The sequence below is a fragment of the Streptomyces coelicoflavus genome (genome assembly GCF_003112555.1).
In the GTDB taxonomy this organism is placed as follows: Bacteria; Actinomycetota; Actinomycetes; order Streptomycetales; family Streptomycetaceae; genus Streptomyces; species Streptomyces coelicoflavus.
Map to the genome: position 1 here is coordinate 247,548 of NZ_BEWB01000002.1, position 16,136 is coordinate 263,683.

Annotated in this window: 14 protein-coding genes; 6 read left to right on the forward strand and 8 right to left on the reverse strand. The window is 71.4% G+C overall.

What is annotated here, in order from left to right; translation table 11 throughout:
* Positions 1-122: 122 nt before the first annotated feature.
* Positions 123-611 (reverse strand): carboxymuconolactone decarboxylase family protein, encoded by a 489-nt coding sequence (locus Sco07f_RS01390; RefSeq protein WP_007449749.1) that lies wholly within the window; start codon positions 609-611, stop codon positions 123-125.
* A gap of 180 nt (positions 612-791) precedes the next feature.
* Between Sco07f_RS01390 and Sco07f_RS01395 the strand changes: the two genes are divergently transcribed.
* Positions 792-1,727: an RNA polymerase sigma-70 factor gene (locus Sco07f_RS01395; protein ID WP_439959682.1), complete on the forward strand. Its 936-nt coding sequence runs from the start codon at positions 792-794 to the stop codon at positions 1,725-1,727.
* A gap of 48 nt (positions 1,728-1,775) precedes the next feature.
* Here Sco07f_RS01395 and Sco07f_RS01400 read toward each other — a convergent pair whose 3' ends face one another.
* Positions 1,776-2,570, reverse strand: a complete 795-nt coding sequence (locus tag Sco07f_RS01400; RefSeq protein WP_054100299.1) for an ArsR/SmtB family transcription factor — start codon at positions 2,568-2,570, stop codon at positions 1,776-1,778.
* A gap of 122 nt (positions 2,571-2,692) precedes the next feature.
* On the opposite strand from Sco07f_RS01400, the gene Sco07f_RS01405 reads away from it, so the two are divergent.
* Positions 2,693-3,310 carry a TOPRIM nucleotidyl transferase/hydrolase domain-containing protein gene (locus tag Sco07f_RS01405; protein ID WP_087790888.1) on the forward strand — a complete coding sequence of 206 codons (618 nt, stop codon included), beginning with the start codon at positions 2,693-2,695 and terminating at the stop codon, positions 3,308-3,310.
* A gap of 19 nt (positions 3,311-3,329) precedes the next feature.
* Here the strand turns inward: Sco07f_RS01405 and Sco07f_RS01410 are convergent, their stop codons facing one another.
* The 4 genes from Sco07f_RS01410 to Sco07f_RS01425 all read right to left on the reverse strand — a co-directional run bounded on the left by Sco07f_RS01410 (position 3,330) and on the right by Sco07f_RS01425 (position 7,377).
* A complete protein-coding gene (locus tag Sco07f_RS01410; protein ID WP_108986710.1) occupies positions 3,330-4,706 on the reverse strand; it encodes a HEAT repeat domain-containing protein in 1,377 nt (458 codons plus the stop codon).
* Between the two features lie 83 nt (positions 4,707-4,789).
* Entirely contained in the window at positions 4,790-6,154 is a 1,365-nt protein-coding gene (locus Sco07f_RS01415; RefSeq protein WP_108986711.1) for a S28 family serine protease, read from the reverse strand.
* Positions 6,155-6,369: 215 nt separating this feature from the next.
* A complete protein-coding gene (locus tag Sco07f_RS01420) occupies positions 6,370-6,813 on the reverse strand; it encodes a nuclear transport factor 2 family protein (RefSeq protein WP_087790890.1) in 444 nt (147 codons plus the stop codon).
* Positions 6,814-6,966: 153 nt separating this feature from the next.
* Entirely contained in the window at positions 6,967-7,377 is a 411-nt protein-coding gene (locus tag Sco07f_RS01425) for an ATP-binding protein (RefSeq protein ID WP_007388561.1), read from the reverse strand.
* A gap of 217 nt (positions 7,378-7,594) precedes the next feature.
* On the opposite strand from Sco07f_RS01425, the gene Sco07f_RS01430 reads away from it, so the two are divergent.
* Together Sco07f_RS01430 and Sco07f_RS01435 are read left to right on the forward strand one after the other, a co-directional pair.
* Complete coding sequence (locus Sco07f_RS01430) at positions 7,595-8,431, forward strand: helix-turn-helix domain-containing protein (RefSeq protein ID WP_108986712.1); 837 nt, start codon at positions 7,595-7,597, stop codon at positions 8,429-8,431.
* A 7-nt stretch (positions 8,432-8,438) separates the two neighbouring features.
* On the forward strand, positions 8,439-8,636 hold the full coding sequence (locus Sco07f_RS01435) for a DUF397 domain-containing protein (protein ID WP_108986713.1): 198 nt from the start codon (positions 8,439-8,441) through the stop codon (positions 8,634-8,636).
* Here Sco07f_RS01435 and Sco07f_RS01440 read toward each other — a convergent pair.
* Positions 8,593-9,144, reverse strand: a complete 552-nt coding sequence (locus tag Sco07f_RS01440) for a hypothetical protein (RefSeq protein ID WP_108986714.1) — start codon at positions 9,142-9,144, stop codon at positions 8,593-8,595. The genes Sco07f_RS01435 and Sco07f_RS01440 overlap by 44 nt on opposite strands.
* 268 nt (positions 9,145-9,412) lie before the next feature.
* On the opposite strand from Sco07f_RS01440, the gene recD2 reads away from it, so the two are divergent.
* Entirely contained in the window at positions 9,413-11,674 is a 2,262-nt protein-coding gene (gene recD2, locus Sco07f_RS01445; protein WP_054100310.1) for an SF1B family DNA helicase RecD2, read from the forward strand.
* 237 nt (positions 11,675-11,911) lie between these two features.
* On the forward strand, positions 11,912-13,201 hold the full coding sequence (locus Sco07f_RS01450) for a citrate synthase (protein ID WP_042822308.1): 1,290 nt from the start codon (positions 11,912-11,914) through the stop codon (positions 13,199-13,201).
* Between the two features lie 632 nt (positions 13,202-13,833).
* Here Sco07f_RS01450 and Sco07f_RS01455 read toward each other — a convergent pair.
* A complete protein-coding gene (locus Sco07f_RS01455; protein ID WP_108986715.1) occupies positions 13,834-16,134 on the reverse strand; it encodes a heavy metal translocating P-type ATPase in 2,301 nt (766 codons plus the stop codon).
* Positions 16,135-16,136 lie beyond the last annotated feature (2 nt).

The following is a 16,136-nucleotide window of genomic DNA, read 5'->3' on the forward strand; positions in this document are numbered from 1 at the left end:
GTGGATTCAAGGGGTGGGGTGGCGCCGATGCCGAATCGTGACCGGGAAGGGACGTGCGCAGAGCGGCGGGCGGCACTCGGGCAACTCGGCCCCGGGTGCCGCCCGGACCGGCCTCCGCGAGGTCAGTCCGCCACGGCCGTCGCGAACATCCCCGCCTCGTACGAGCCGCCCTTCTGGTGCGTGATCACGGCGAGCCGGTTGGCCGCGTTGATCATGGCGACCAGGCAGATCAGCGCGGCGACCTGGTCGTCGTCGTAGTGCTTGCGCACGAGGGCCCACGTCTCGTCGGACACGCCGTCGTGCGCGTCGGCGAGCCGGGTGCCCTCCTCGGCGAGGGCCAGCGCCGCCTGCTCGGCCTCGGTGAACACGGTGGACTCGCGCCAGGCGGCCACCAGGTGGAGCCGGACCGCGCTCTCCCCGGCGGCCGCGGCCTCCTTGACGTGCATGTCGATGCAGTGGCCGCAGCCGTTGATCTGGCTGGCCCGCAGCGACACCAGCTCCTGCGTGGCCTTCGGCAGCGGCGACTCGTGCAGCAGCATGCCCATGCCCGCGAACCGCTTCGCGAAGCGGCCTGCGAACTCGTTCTCGAAGAGGTTGAATCGGGTGTCCATGATCGCGTCCTCGCTGTCGGTGTCTCGGTGTCTCGGTGACGGACACAAGACGCCGGCGCTCCGCCCCCTGTGACAGGTCGCCGCTGTGACACGGACCACCATGGACGGGTGTCACAGAACCCCGCCGGCCGGTGTCCTGTGTGCGTGACACCGCCGGAACCGAACGAACGGGAGAAGCTGGTGACCAGCGAGAACAACGGACGCGGACAGGCCGACGCGACCGGCGACGGCGGTTCCGTGGACGCGGCCACCGAGGACTTCGTCGCGCACCGCAACCTGCTCTTCACGGTCGCCTACGAGATGCTCGGCTCGGCCGCCGACGCCGAGGACGTGCTCCAGGAGACCTGGCTGAAGTGGGCGGGCGTCGACCTCGGCACGGTGCGCGACCGACGCGCCTACCTCGTCCGCATCACCACCCGCCAGTCCCTGAACCGGCTGCGCACGCTCGGCCGCCGCAAGGAGTCCTACGTCGGCTCCTGGCTGCCCGAGCCGCTGCTCACCACGCCCGACGTGGCCGAGGACGTCGAGCTGGCCGACAGCGTGTCGATGGCGATGATGCTGGTCCTGGAGACGCTGGCGCCGGTCGAACGGGCCGTGTTCGTCCTGCGCGAGGTGTTCGACCTCGGCTACGACGAGATCGCCGAGGCCGTGGAGAAGACCCCGGCCGCCGTGCGGCAGATCGCGCACCGGGCCCGCGCGCACGTGGCGGCCCGCCGTCCGCGCGGGGAGGTCACCGCGGCCGAGTCCCGCCGGGCGCTCGCGGCGTTCCAGCGGGCGGTGGAGACGGGCGACCTCCAGGGCCTGCTCGACATCCTCTCCCCGGACGTCGTCCTGCTCGGCGACGGCGGCGGCATCAAGCAGGCGGTGCTGCGGCCCGTCGTGGGCGCCGACAAGGTGGCCCGCCTCATGCTCGGCGGCCTGGTCAAGCTGCCCGTCGCGGTGACCATGGACCCGGCCCAGGTCAACGGGCACCCGTCCCTGGTCATCCGGCTCGACGGCGAACTCGACACCGTGGTCGCCGTCCGCATGGAGGCCGGGCGCATCAAGGGTCTCTACGCGGTGCGCAACCCGGAGAAGCTGTCGTACATGCGCGAGGCGACGGTCCTGAGCCGCTGACCGGCGACCGGTTCAGCGGGGCTGACCGGCTCAGCGGGGCGGACCGGCTCAGCGGGGCTCCGGCAGCGTCTCGCCGGTCTCCAGCAGCGTCTTGAGACCGGACAGCAGGGCCGGCCAGCCGTGCTGGATCATCTCGCGGGCGGTGCTGCCGGGCTCGAACCCGTCGTGGACGACGGTCAGCTTCACCGACCCGCCGCCGAGGTCCTCGATGTCGAAGGCGACCTTCGAGCGCCGCTCGGCGGAGAGCCCGGCGAGGGTCTCGTCGTCGATCCCGTTGGCCGCCGCCCATTCCGGCGTGAAGGTGTGCCAGGTGTACGACAGCCGGCGGGGCGGGTCGGACTCGAGGACGACCTGCTCGGGGTGGGCGGTCTCGGTCCCCCGCTCCCGCCACACCACGGGCGACCCGGCCGCCCAGTCGGTACCGAACTCCAGCCCCCAGTAGCGACGGGTGAAGGCCGGGTCGGTCAGGCCCTGCCACACCTTCTCCGGCGTGGCCCTGATGTAGGTCGTGTACACGAACGCGTTGCTGTCCATGGCGGTGTCCTCCAGCGCGTGCTTGAGGTCGGCGAGTGCGTGCACCCGCTCCCGGTCGTAGCGGCTGATCCAGCGGTCGGCGATGGCGTTGATCGGCTCGGCGTTGAGGTAGTGCAGCTTCTCCCGCCCCCGCCGCACGGCGGTGACCAGGCCGGCCGCCTCCAGCAGCGCCAGATGCTTGCTGACCGACTGCCGGGCCATGTCCAGCCCGGCGCACAGCTCGCGCAGGCTCTGCCCGTTGCGCGCGTTCAGGCTGTCCAGCAGCCGTCGCCGGCTGCCGTCGGCCAGCGCCTTGAAGACCTCGTCCATCTCCGCCCCGTCTCCTCCCCTCTGACATGCAGCCCATTGGCTGCCTTTAACGATAGGCAGCCATTCGGCTGCATGTCAAAACCCACTGTCGCGACGACGGGCGGGGGCGGGAGACTTTCCCCATGACGGACATGGGGGCACTGCGGAAAGCGGTCACCGCGTGGGCGGCCGGCGGCCCCGGCGGTCCGGCCCACGACCTGGCCGACCGGCTGCTCGTCCACACCGCCGTCCTCCTCGAAGGACCGAGCGACGCGGCGGCGGTCGAGGCGATGGCCGCGCGGCACGGCCGGGACCTGGCGGCGGAGGGCGTCTGCGTCCTCCCGATGGGCGGCGCGATGAGCGTCGGCCGCTTCGCCGAACTCCTCGGCCCCTCCGCCCTGGACCTGCGCCTCGTCGGCCTGTGCGACGAACGGGAGCAGGACTTCTACGTCCGGGCCCTGAAGCGGGCGGACGCGTCCCCGCAGGGCCTCTTCGTCTGCGCGGCCGACCTGGAGGACGAGCTGATCCGCGCGCTGGGCGTGAGCACGGTGACGGAACTCGTCGAGGCGGAGGGCGAGTCACGCCGCCTCCAGACCTTCCTCCGGCAGCCCGCCCAGCAGGGCCGCGCCGCCCACCAGCAACTCCGTCGCTTCCTCGGCACCAAGGCGGGCCGCAAGATCCGCTACGGCCGGGTGCTGGTGGAGGCGTTGGAGCCGGCCCGGACACCGGCTCCGCTGGAGGGGTTGTTCGGGGCGCTGTGACGCCCGCACTCCGTCGGGCCTACGCGGTCTCGGCGCCCGGCGCGAGCGGCCACGGCCGGTTCTCCCGGCGAGTCCAGTCCCACAGCGCGTTGACCCTGTGGTCGTGCTCGAATCCGTCGCCGTAGAGCGGCCCGACCTGCCCGATCGCGTCACCGGTGCGCGGATCGTCGCGCAGGGCGAGGCCGTAGGCGGCCTCCAGGCGTACGAGCTGGTCGCCGTCGGCGAGCAGTGCGGCCAGGGCGTCGGCGACGGCGGGCGTACGGTCCCGGGAGGAGGCCAGCGTCTCTGCCACCCCGCCCCGCAGATCCTCGTACGGCCCCTCGGCCAGCCGGACCAGTTCCTCGGCGGCGGGGGCGAGGAGGGTGTCGTCGCGCGAGCCCGCCCGGCACGCCTCCAGCCGTACGCGGGCGTCCGGGTCGCCGAGGAGGGCGAGGAGGGCCGCGCGGGCCCCGGGCGAGCGGGCCTGCTCCGACGCGTCGAGGACGGTGGCCGCGCGCAGTCGCACGCGGGGATCCGGGTGCGCGGCGTGACGCAGCCCCGTCGCCTCCATGCGGGGATGCTCGTACTCGGCGAGGGCCTCCAGCACCTTGGCGAGCACCGCACCGTCCGTCTCCCGCGCGGCCCACGCGGTCAGCAGCTCGCTCTCCCGCTCGGCGAACGGGGAGTCGCACGCGGTGATCCCGCGCGTCCGCAGGTAGTCCGCGACGAAGCGGCGGTGCACCGGGTCGGGGTGGTCGCTGTGGGCCAGCGCGTCCGGCCACGCCTCCCGGCGGTGGCGCTCCAGAAGCGCGTAGCACGCCCCCCACCAGTCGACGTGGTCCTCGTCCGCCACGGCGACGGCCCGGTCGATCAGTTCGTCCACGGAGGGCAGGACCCGCAGACGCGACTCCAGCCAGGTCAGGACGGCCCCGTGCCCGGCCCGTACGACCCGGCCGCCGAGCGTGTACTGATCGACCCAGTCGTGTCCCTCGTCCGTCACCCGCTCCGCCACGACGGGACCGCGTGCCCCCGTCCTGCGCCGCAACTCCTCGACCGCGCCGGTCTCGTACCGGTTCCGGGCCCGGGCGAGCAGCCGCGCACGCTCCCGTTCGGGCAGGCGCAGCCGGGGGTCGTTGCCGAGGACCGACTGGAAGACGGCCGGCGACCCGCCGTCGAGCGCCCGCAGCAACGGCGTGCTTCCGTCGGGAAGTCCCCGGTCCGGATCGGCACCGCCATCCATCAGCGCTTCGGCGACCTGGGCGTCGAAGGCCGCCACGGCCGTGCACAGCACCGGCAGCCCCGTGCCGGGGTCCGGGACGTCCGGATCGGCACCCTCGTCCAGCGCGGCTCGCACCGACTCGTGGTCCCCCGCCCGCACCGATGCCACGAGCCGCCGGTCGCTTTCCCGATCCCCCACGTGTCCCCGCCCCCGCTGTTCCCGCCGCCCCGCCGTCCCCGACGGCCGAGTCTGGACGACACGGCTCGGACGGGGCAACCGCGTTACCGCTCCGTCCGCCGCCGTCCCCCGCCCGCCCAGCGCCGGATCATCGCGACGGCGTCCGACCGGTCCGCGTCGGGCAGGTCGCCGACGGTGACGTGGTGGTTGGCGTTCGGCACCCACAGCACGCGGCTGTCGCGGGCACCGGGGCGGAAGGGCTCGGCGACGGACGGGTCCCGGCCGCCGTTGACGAAGAGGAGCCGGTCGCCGCGCCTGCGTACCCAGTGATCGATGTCGGGCATCGCCTCGTCGTCGAACCGCATCGGGATGTCGCGGGGCACGAAGCTGCGCGGCTCGATGGCGCCCGGGTGGCGCAGCAGTCCGGCGAGGTGGGCCGTGGGCACGTTCAGGTAGCCCATCTGGGTGCCGAGTTGGTACCAGTACGGGATGTACTGGCGGGCCGTGGCGTCGGCGTACGCGGGCAGGGCGGCGGTTTCCTCCAGCCAGGCGTACAGCGCGTCGGTGGAGGCGCCGGGGCCGGGGATGCCGGCGACGTCCGCCGCGGTGCGGTTCTGCCAGAACATGAACGGGACCCGCAGGACGGCGGTCTCCAGCGCCTTGTCGGCGCCGCCGACGACGCGGAACGTGTCACCGGCCGTGGCCGCCCAGGCCTGGTAGCGGGCGACCATCTCCGCACGGCGCAGCAGGATCTGCCGCTGGGCCGCCTTCAGCGCCTCGCGGGCGGCGGAGGTGCCGACGCTCTCCAGGAACCGCACGTAGGCCGAGTCGTCGCGGTCGTCCACGTTGTTCGGGGCCGAGTAGGCGACGGTGCCGTCCACGTCGCGCGGGTGGAACCGGCGGTGGTAGACGCTGGCCATGCCGCCCTTGCTGCCGCCGGTCGAGATCCAGGAGCCGGGGTACAACCGGCGGAAGGACCGCACCACTCGGTGGTGGTCGTCGGCGGCCTGACGGATCGTGAGGCCGGCCAGACCGGTCGTGGCGGGGCGCGACGTGCCGAAGAAGCGGTGCTCCACGCCGATCTGGTTGCCGTCCAGCAGAACGGCCGGCTCCGCTCGCCGGGGGATCAACGGCATCTCGTATCCGGTGGTGTACAGGACGGTCGGCCGGTCGGTGCCCGTGTGGAGCAGGGTCAGGCGCTGCTCGAAGAACCCCGCTCGGAAGTCCTTGTGGTCGACCGGCTGACGCAGACCCAGCACGAAGAAGCGGTGGCCGGGGTCGCCGCTCGGCCGTTCCTCGATCACCCGCAGGCCGGGGAGCGCCCGCAGTCGGTCCACCACGTCACCGGATCCCGCGTCGAGGCGGTCCGCGGCCTCGGCGGCCGGTCCCGTCAAGGCGCTCGGGCCCGCGACCGAGGCCGCCGACGCGGCGGTGGTGGTGAGCAGACGTCGTCTTGTGAGGCTGCGCATGGGAGTCCCTCCGAAGTCGCCGTTCCCCCCCCAGTACACGGCCCGACGCGCCGCACAGGGTCCCGCGCGAGGGGGAACCGCCTCCCCCGGCCGGGGGGTGCCTCTCCGTCTTCCGTCAAGCGGCGCGCGGCGTTCCGGGTTCGTGGAAGGTGCTGTCGCGGAGCATCGCGACAGCGCACGGGCGCGGTGGCGGACCAGGCGAAGGGGGGTGGGACTCAGGAAGGGGTGCACGCCTCGGCGATCGATACGCTGTTCTCGTAGAGGTGATGCCGGGTGATCCGGCCCTCCTCGACGGTGAGGCGCAGCGCGAAGGGGCCCTCGAAGGACTTCCCCGTCGCGCGCACGGTCCCCGAGAGGTGCCCCGTCAGGACGGCGTCGGTGCCGTCCACGAGGAACGTGTCGACGGAGGCCCGTGCGTCCTCGGCCACCGTGTGCTCGGCCAGCTCCGTGAACTGGGCGGCGCATTCGGCTCCGGTGGAGCGCGGGCGGATCCACGGGACGGCGGGGTTCTCGGCGAGTAGCCAGTCGACGTCGTCCGCGAAGAGCGCGACGAGCCGCTCGACGTCCCCGGCCATCCGGGCGGCGAGGAACTCCTGGACGACGCGGCGGGTGGTGTCGGTGACGGAACTCGCGGTGGGGCCAGCGGACTTGATGGGCATGGTCGCTCCTCGCGCCTTGGGTGCCGGAACCCTCGTCGGGATCTCGTTGACATTCACCACGCTGCCGCAGCAGGGGAGCGTGGTCGATTACGGCAGAGGTAATGGCCGGGCTAGCGTGTGGGTTTCCCGCGTGCCCGGCCTTTGCCGGCGGCGCTAGCCCGCGGCCAGCTCGCACCACACGTACTTGCCCCGGTTGCCGTGTCTGGCCAGCGGATGCCACCCCCACACGTCCGCGCAGGCCCGCACGAGTGCCAGCCCCCGGCCCTCCTCCAGCTCCGTCACCCTCTCGAACCGGGCGGGCGGCTCGGGCGGTTCGGGATCCGCGTCCCACGCCCCGATCCGCAGCGTGCCGGGCGGCGACCAGCGGATGCGGAGGGCGGCGGGGCCCTTGGTGTGCCGTACGGCGTTGGAGACCAGCTCCGTGGCGAGCAGTTCGGCGACGTCGACGAGGCGGATCAGGCCGTGCATCGTGAGGACCAGACGGAGGGTGCGGCGGCTGACGGTGACGGCGCGCAGGTCGTTGGGGATGTAGAGGGAGTACTCCCAGGCTTCGTTTTCAGGCATGCGGGACTCCTCGCGGAGGGCGGTGGGGTGTGAGGCGGGCCGGTGTCATTGCCGCAGCCGTCGTGGCAGGACGGGGCGGTGCGCTTCCGGTGGCCCGGTGTCGCACGGTGTGCGTCGCGTCACCGACGGTAGATCTAAATTTAGGGACGCGGCAAGTCGATCGCGTAATCTGACGCTGAACGAGTTGCACAAACAGGCGTGTGAAGAGGGCCAGTCGATGGTGAAGAGGCGCGAACCAACGGCACGTCAGGTGCGACTGGCAACCGAACTGCGCAGACTCCGTGAAGCGGCGGGACTCAACTCCCGCCAGGCGGCGGAGCTGCTCGGTGTGGCACCCGCCCAGATCACTCACATCGAGTCCGCCCTCGCGGGCGTCAGCGAGCAGCGAGTTCGCCGCTTGGCATCTCACTACGCCTGTACGGACGAGGAGTTCATCGACGCGCTCGTCGCTATGGCCACCGAGCGGTCGACCGGCTGGTGGGAGGAGTACCGAGGCTTGCTCCCCACGCCGTTCCTGGATTTGTCCGAGCTGGAACACCACGCCCGGTTGCTCCGCCACGTGGCAATCCTGTACGTGCCGGGGCTCCTCCAGACCGAGGACTACTCGCGTGCCGTCTTCTCGTCCAGGCTGCCGGCGCTGACCGCCGAGGAGTTGGAGGTGCGAATCCAGCACCGTAAGGCGCGGCAGGCGTTCGTCGTCCCGTACGAAGCGGTGATCCATGAAGCGGCACTCCGCATCAGAGTCGGCGATCGTGCCACTTCCAGAGCTCAACTCGGGCGTCTTTTGGAGCTCTCCGAGGCGGACCACGTCACTGTGCGAGTCATCCCGTTGGACTTGGACGGGTTTGCCAGCGCCTCCAGCACAATGACGTACGTGGGCGGTCCCATGTCCAAGTTGGACACCGTGGTCCGTGACGCGCTGCATGGCTCGGCCTTCATCGATTCCGAGGCCCAGCTCAATACCTATCGAACGAGCTTTCTTAAGGTGGAGGCCGCGTCACTCGACCCTGGCCAGTCGCGTGACTTCATCCACCGGATGACGAAGGAGCTCTGACCACCCCATGGACAACTGGCGCAAGTCGTCGTACTCGGGTCCGGGTGACGGCAACGAATGCGTGGAGATAGCCACCTCACCCACCCACGTCGCCGTCCGCGACAGCAAGACCCCCGCCCGAGCCACCCTCACCTTCCCGCGCGCCGCCTTCACCCGCTTCCTCACGACGATGAAGGAGCCGAAGGGAAGTCCGCCTCCCCGCTGAGCCAGCACACCTCCCCGGGACTCCCGTCCCCCCGGTCGAACTGGCAGCACACGCCACCGACGGCGGCGGCGAGGTCGGTGAACGTCTTCCTGATGCTCTCCGAGCGCTCGAACAGGCGGCTCATGCCCGACGTCGCCGCCCAGAACTCCATGGACGTGTACGCGGGGTCGAGAAAGGACTCGAACCGGACCGTCAGGTAGACGTACCCGATCCGCACTCTTCCGTTCTCCTCGGGCGGCAGACCGGACGACTCCCCGTACGCGCGCACCGCGTCGTCGACCGGGAACATGAGGGACGTGTCCAGGTCCAGCGTGTCGCGCGCGGAGCAGTCGACCGGCTCGCTGCCGAAGTCCGACGTGAAGGGGAGGACGACCCGGTCGCCCCGGGGCAGCGTGACGTCGAGCGGGGGCACGTCCCGGGACGGGGGTGCCAGCCCGGCCACGGCGGTCAGCGCCCCCGCGACGCGGCGAGGACGCAGGAAGATGTCGTAGCCGTAGCTCAGTCCCATGTTTCCCCCCGCCGTACTGTGGACGACTGACGCTAGCCGTCCCTGCCGTCCCTGCGGAACTCCGACGTCTCCACTCGGAGTGCACCTCGATCGTGCCGGTGCGCACGGGAGATGAGCGAGGACCACCACTCCGAGGGCTACCGGCGCAAGGGCCCGCAACGGCAGCTCGGCGGCTACGCCCTGGACGCCGAGGGGACCGCGGCAGCGTCCCGTGCCGGTCACCGCCCGGGCCGCGCCCCCTGTCAGTCCCCACCGGTACCGTCGGATCATGCCCACCCAGCCCCCCGCGGCCCCCGGTGAACGTCGGCTCGCCACCCTCGAAGGCGTCCTGGAGCGCGTCACGTACGCCAACGAGGAGAACGGTTACACGGTCGCCCGCGTCGACACCGGCAGAGGCGCCGGCGATCTGCTGACCGTCGTCGGCGCGCTGCTGGGTGCGCAGGTGGGGGAGTCGCTGCGGATGGAGGGGCGCTGGGGGTCGCACCCGCAGTACGGGAAGCAGTTCCACGTCGAGAACTACACGACGCTGCTCCCCGCCACCGTCCAGGGCATCCGGCGTTACCTGGGGTCCGGGCTGGTCAAGGGGATCGGGCCGATCTTCGCCGACCGGATCACGCAGCACTTCGGGCTCGACACCCTCACGATCATCGAGGAGGAGCCCAAGCGGCTCATCGAGGTGCCCGGTCTCGGGCCCAAGCGGACCAGGAAGATCGCCGACGCCTGGGAGGAGCAGAAGGCGATCAAGGAGGTCATGCTGTTCCTCCAGACGGTCGAGGTGTCCACCTCCATCGCCGTCCGGATCTACAAGAAGTACGGGGACGCCTCCATCTCCGTCGTGAAGAACCAGCCCTACCGGCTCGCCGCCGACGTCTGGGGCATCGGCTTCCTCACCGCCGACAAGATCGCCCAGTCCGTCGGGATCCCGCACGACAGCCCCGAGCGGGTCAAGGCCGGGATGCAGTACGCGCTGTCGCAGGCGACCGACCAGGGGCACTGCTACCTCCCGGAGGAGAAGCTGATCGCCGACGCGGTGAAGCTGCTCCAGGTGGACACCGGGCTCGTCATCGAGTGCCTGGGCGAGCTGGCCGCCGAGCCGGAGGACCCGGACGGCGACCCCGGTGTCGTACGGGAGAAGGTGCCCCACCCCGAGGGCGGCGAGCCCGTCACCGCCGTCTACCTCGTCCCCTTCCACCGCGCCGAGCAGGCCCTCGCCGGGCAGTTGCGGCGCCTGCTGCGCACCGACGAGGACCGGATGCCCGGCTTCCAGGACGTGGCCTGGGACAAGGCGCTCGGGTGGCTGAAGCGGCGCACGGGTGCCGATCTCGCGCCCGAGCAGGAGGAGGCCGTCAAGCTCGCGCTCAGCGAGAAGGTCGCCGTCCTCACCGGCGGGCCCGGCTGCGGCAAGTCCTTCACCGTCCGGTCGATCGTGGAGCTGGCGCGGGCGAAGAAGGCCAAGGTCGTGCTGGCGGCGCCCACCGGGCGGGCCGCCAAGCGGCTCTCCGAGCTGACCGGCGCCGACGCGTCCACGGTGCACCGGCTGCTGGAGCTGAAGCCGGGCGGCGACGCGGCCTACGACCGGGAGCGGCCGCTCGACGCCGACCTCGTCGTGGTGGACGAGGCGTCGATGCTGGACCTGCTGCTCGCCAACAAGCTTGCGAAAGCCGTGCCGCCGGGTGCTCATCTGCTGCTCGTCGGGGACGTCGACCAGTTGCCCAGCGTGGGGGCGGGGGAGGTGCTGAGGGACCTGCTGGCACCCGGCAGCCCGGTCCCCGCCGTCCGTCTCACCCGCGTCTTCCGGCAGGCCCAGCAGTCCGGCGTCGTCACCAACGCGCACCGGATCAACGGCGGGCAGCATCCGCTCACCGACGGGATGAAGGACTTCTTCCTCTTCGTCGAGGACGACACCGAGGAGGCGGGGCGGCTCACCGTCGACGTCGCCGCGCGGCGCATCCCCGCGAAGTTCGGGCTCGATCCGCGCCGGGACGTGCAGGTGCTGGCGCCCATGCACCGGGGGCCGGCGGGGGCCGGGACGCTGAACGGGCTGCTGCAGCAGGCCGTCACCCCGGGGCGCCCGGACGTGCCGGAGAAGCGGTTCGGCGGCCGGGTCTTCCGGGTCGGCGACAAGGTCACCCAGATCCGCAACAATTACGAGAAGGGCGAGAACGGCGTCTTCAACGGCACCGTCGGCGTCGTCACCTCTCTCGACCCGGTCGACCAGCGCCTCACCGTGCTGACGGACGAGGACGAGGAGGTGCCGTACGACTTCGACGAACTCGACGAACTGGCCCACGCCTACGCGGTGACCATCCACCGGTCCCAGGGGAGCGAGTATCCGGCGGTGGTGATCCCCGTGACGACCGGCGCCTGGATGATGCTCCAGCGGAACCTGCTCTACACCGCGGTCACCCGGGCGAAGAAGCTGGTCGTGCTCGTCGGCTCGCGCAAGGCGATCGGGCAGGCGGTGCGGACGGTGTCCGCCGGGAGGCGGTGCACGGCGCTCGACTTCCGGCTGGCGGGACCCCGGACCTGAAACCTTGCGGTAAACCTCCCGGACTGTGTGAAAAAAATGATCGATCAAACGAGTCGGAAAGGTCACACAGCACTTCCGGATGGGCTCCGGAGGGGGCAGGATGAGCAAGTTGGCGGCACTGAGTGCCGCCAATAGGCCCGATGGTCGACCCCGAGTGCACTCTCCTCAGCCAAGTGGGGGATGGTAGAGACAGTCAGGGCACCTCGAAGATGAGGCACTACGTCGGTGAGGGAAGACGTGAGCGACAACTCTGTAGTACTGCGGTACGGCGATGGCGAGTACACCTACCCGGTGATCGACAGCACCGTCGGCGACAAGGGCTTCGACATCGGGAAGCTCCGCGCCCAGACCGGTCTGGTGACGCTGGACAGCGGTTACGGCAACACCGCCGCCTATAAATCCGCCATCACCTATCTGGACGGCGAAGCCGGCATCCTCCGGTACCGCGGCTACCCGATCGAGCAGCTGGCCGAGCGCTCCTCCTTCGTCGAGGTCGCCTACCTGCTGATCAACGGCGAGCTGCCGACCGTCGACGAGCTGTCCTCGTTCAAGGACGAGATCACGCAGCACACCCTGCTGCACGAGGACGTCAAGAACTTCTACAAGGGCTTCCCGCGCGACGCCCACCCGATGGCCATGCTGTCGTCCGTGGTCTCGGCGCTGTCGACGTTCTACCAGGACAGCCACAACCCGTTCGACGAGCGTCAGCGCAACCTCTCCACGATCCGGCTGCTCGCGAAGCTTCCGACGATCGCGGCGTACGCGTACAAGAAGTCGATCGGTCACCCGTTCGTCTACCCGCGCAACGACCTCGGCTACGTCGAGAACTTCCTGCGCATGACCTTCTCGGTCCCGGCGCAGGAGTACGTGCCGGACCCGACGGTCGTCGCGGCCCTCGACAAGCTGCTGATCCTGCACGCGGACCACGAGCAGAACTGCTCGACCTCCACGGTCCGCCTGGTCGGCTCCTCGCAGGCGAACATGTTCGCCTCGATCTCCGCCGGCATCAACGCGCTCTGGGGCCCGCTGCACGGCGGCGCCAACCAGTCGGTGCTGGAGATGCTCGAGGGCATCCGCGACGCGGGCGGCGACGTCGACTCCTTCATCCGCAAGGTGAAGAACAAGGAGGACGGCGTCCGCCTGATGGGCTTCGGCCACCGGGTCTACAAGAACTTCGACCCGCGCGCCAAGATCATCAAGGCCGCCGCGCACGACGTGCTCTCCGCCCTCGGCAAGTCCGACGAGCTGCTGGACATCGCCCTGAAGCTGGAGGAGCACGCGCTCTCCGACGACTACTTCGTCTCGCGCAGCCTCTACCCGAACGTCGACTTCTACACCGGTCTGATCTACCGGGCCATGGGCTTCCCGACCGAGATGTTCACGGTCCTGTTCGCCCTCGGCCGGCTGCCGGGCTGGATCGCCCAGTGGCACGAGATGATCAAGGAGCCGGGTTCCCGCATCGGCCGCCCGCGCCAGATCTACACGGGCGTCGTCGAGCGCGACTTCGTCCCCGTCGAGGAGCGCTGAGCCGCAAGGCACCCCCGCAGCGCGTCAGGTGAGTCCCGTACCGCCCCGAGTGGTACGGGACTTTTCCGTGCCCGGACCCCGGAACGGTGCGGGAACAGCAGAAGGCGCCCTGGCGCCGGTCCCCCCACGGGCCGACGATCCAGGGCGCCTTCCCATGCCCCGGTGCGGATTCCCCCCACGGGATCCGGCCGGGCGTCTGTGAGGACAGCGCCTGAATTCGCTGTGTCGTACTGGTGGTACTGGTGGAGCTCGTCGTGCTGGTGGTGCTCGTCGGTGCGGTCTGCCGGGACAGCGCACGCCCGGGAGGGCCGCTCAAAGCTTCCCGGTGTACGTGTCCCGGCAACGCAGCTCTGGGAAAGTCCCCCAAGACGTCCCCAGACGCCAGGTCACGCCCCCCAAGACGCTCCCTGACATCGCCAACTTAGACCTTCGAACCCCTTAGATGGTTACGTTCGCATCACTGTGATCTGCGTCTCTTGCATATGTCCGTTAGGTGCGCAAGAACCCCGTACGTCACCCGGGGCTCAAGCGTAAGGAAGATGCGCGAGCCTTGTGAAGAGCTTATGTGAGGCGAGTGCCGGACTCCAGAGGCTCAGCCCTTCTACCTGCGTGAAATGCGGACCATCGCCGGGTCAGCGAAAGGTGCGCAGCCGGAGGCTGTTGGTGACCACGAAGACCGAGGAGAAGGCCATCGCCGCCCCCGCGATCATCGGGTTCAGCAGCCCGGCGGCGGCCAGCGGCAGCGCGGCCACGTTGTAGCCGAAGGCCCACACGAGATTGCCCTTGATCGTGGCGAGGGTGCGCCGGGACAGCCGGATCGCGTCCGCCGCCACCCTGAGGTCCCCGCGCACCAGCGTCAGGTCCCCCGCCTCGATCGCCGCGTCGGTCCCCGTGCCCATCGCCAGACCCAGATCGGCGGTGGCGAGCGCGGCCGCGTCGTTGACGCCGTCGCCGACCATGGCGACCGTACGGCCCTCGGAGCGCAGCCGTTCCACGACCGCGACCTTCTCCTCGGGCAGCACCTCGGCGATCACCTCGTCGATGCCGACGGCTTCCGCGACCGACTCGGCCACCCGGCGGTTGTCGCCGGTCAGCAGGACCGGGGTCAGGCCGAGGCGGCGCAGAGCGGCCACCGCTTCGGCGCTGGTCCCCTTCACCGCGTCCGCCACGGCGAGGACCCCGCGCGCTTCGCCGTCCCAGCCGACGACGACGGCCGTACGGCCCCGCTGCTCGGCCTCGTCCACGGCGGCGGCCACCCCGGGCGGCAGGGCGTCGTACAGGCGCCCCACGGCCACCTCGCGGCCCGCCACCCGGGCCCGTACGCCGCGCCCGGGGACGTTCTCGAAGCCCTCTACGCCCGGCAGCGTGCCGAGCCGTTCCTCGGCGCCGGCCGCGACCGCGCGGGCCACGGGGTGCTCGGAGGCGTGCTCCACGGCCCCCGCGAGCCGCAGCAGTTCGTCCTCGCCGGTGCCCTCGGCGGCGTACACCTCGTGCAGGGTCATGCGGCCGGTGGTGACGGTGCCGGTCTTGTCCAGGACGACCGTGTCGACGCGCCGCGTGGACTCCAGCACCTCCGGGCCCTTGATGAGGATGCCGAGCTGCGCGCCGCGGCCGGTGCCGACCAGCAGCGCGGTGGGCGTGGCGAGGCCCAGCGCGCAGGGGCAGGCGATGATCAGGACGGCGACGGCCGCGGTGAACGCGGCGACCGTGTCGCCGGTGGCTCCGAGCCAGCCGCCGAAGGTGGCGAACGCGATCAGCAGTACGACGGGGACGAAGACCCCCGAGATCCGGTCGGCGAGGCGCTGCACCCGGGCCTTGCCGCTCTGCGCGTCCTCCACCAGCTTCGCCATCCGGGCCAGCCGGGTGTCGGCGCCCACGCGGGTCGCCTCGACGACCAGCCGGCCCCCGGCGTTCACCGTGGCGCCGGTGACGGCGTCGCCCACGGTGACGTCCACCGGCACGGACTCGCCGGTCAGCAGGGAGGCGTCCACCGCCGAGGCGCCCTCGGTCACCGTGCCGTCGGTGGCGATCTTCTCGCCGGGGCGTACGACGAACCGGTCGCCCACGGCCAGCTTGGACACCGGTATCCGCACCTCGCGCCCGTCCCGGAGCACGGCCACGTCCTTGGCGCCCAGCTCCATCAGCGCCCGCAGGGCAGCCCCGGCGCGGCGCTTGGAGCGGGCCTCCAGCCAGCGGCCGAGGAGGAGGAAGGCGGTGACCCCGGCGGCGGCCTCCAGGTAGATCGCGGAGGCGCCGTCGGCGCGGGAGACGGTGAGGTCGAAGCCGTGCCGCATGCCCGGCATGCCCGCGTCCCCGAAGAACAGCGCCCACAGGGACCAGCCGAACGCGGCCAGCGTGCCGAGCGAGACCAGCGTGTCCATGGTGGCCGCGCCGTGCCGCACGCCCGTCCAGGCGGCGCGGTGGAAGGGCAGCCCGCCCCAGACCACGACGGGCGCGGCCAGGGTGAGCGAGAGCCACTGCCAGTTGTCGAACTGGAGCGCCGGGACCATCGCCAGCAGGACGACGGGGGCGGCGAGGAGGACCGAGACCAGCAGGCGTTGACGCAGGGCCGACAGCTCGGGGTCCCCGTCACCGTCCCCGGCGCCGCTCTCCCCGGTGCCGGCCTCGTCGGCGGGCTCCGGGGGCGGGGCCGGCTCCTCGGCGGTGTACCCGGTCCTCACGACGGTGGCGATCAGGTCGGCGACCCCGGTGGTGGCGGGGTGGCTGACGCGGGCCTTCTCCGTCGCGTAGTTCACCGTGGCGGTGACACCGTCCATGCGGTTGAGCTTCTTCTCGACGCGGGCCGCGCAGGAGGCGCAGGTCATCCCGCCGATCAGCAGCTCGGTCTCGGCGAGGCCCGGATCGGTGCCGGTGCCGGAGTCGGTGCCCGGTGCCGTCGCGGCGGTGCGGGTGTCCTCGGTGGTGCTGGTCATGG

What these genes read in the sequence shown, in the direction of transcription:
- Sco07f_RS01390 (WP_007449749.1), bottom strand. Translation starts at nt 611, where the DNA reads ATGGACACCCGATTCAACCTCTTCGAGAACGAGTTCGCAGGCCGCTTC.
- Sco07f_RS01400 (WP_054100299.1), bottom strand. Translation starts at nt 2,570, where the DNA reads ATGGACGAGGTCTTCAAGGCGCTGGCCGACGGCAGCCGGCGACGGCTG.
- Sco07f_RS01405 (WP_087790888.1), top strand. Translation starts at nt 2,693, where the DNA reads ATGACGGACATGGGGGCACTGCGGAAAGCGGTCACCGCGTGGGCGGCC.
- Sco07f_RS01415 (WP_108986711.1), bottom strand. Translation starts at nt 6,154, where the DNA reads ATGCGCAGCCTCACAAGACGACGTCTGCTCACCACCACCGCCGCGTCG.
- Sco07f_RS01420 (WP_087790890.1), bottom strand. Translation starts at nt 6,813, where the DNA reads ATGCCCATCAAGTCCGCTGGCCCCACCGCGAGTTCCGTCACCGACACC.
- Sco07f_RS01425 (WP_007388561.1), bottom strand. Translation starts at nt 7,377, where the DNA reads ATGCCTGAAAACGAAGCCTGGGAGTACTCCCTCTACATCCCCAACGAC.
- Sco07f_RS01430 (WP_108986712.1), top strand. Translation starts at nt 7,595, where the DNA reads ATGGTGAAGAGGCGCGAACCAACGGCACGTCAGGTGCGACTGGCAACC.
- Sco07f_RS01435 (WP_108986713.1), top strand. Translation starts at nt 8,439, where the DNA reads ATGGACAACTGGCGCAAGTCGTCGTACTCGGGTCCGGGTGACGGCAAC.
- Sco07f_RS01440 (WP_108986714.1), bottom strand. Translation starts at nt 9,144, where the DNA reads ATGGGACTGAGCTACGGCTACGACATCTTCCTGCGTCCTCGCCGCGTC.
- recD2 (WP_054100310.1), top strand. Translation starts at nt 9,413, where the DNA reads ATGCCCACCCAGCCCCCCGCGGCCCCCGGTGAACGTCGGCTCGCCACC.
- Sco07f_RS01455 (WP_108986715.1), bottom strand. Translation starts at nt 16,134, where the DNA reads ATGACCAGCACCACCGAGGACACCCGCACCGCCGCGACGGCACCGGGC.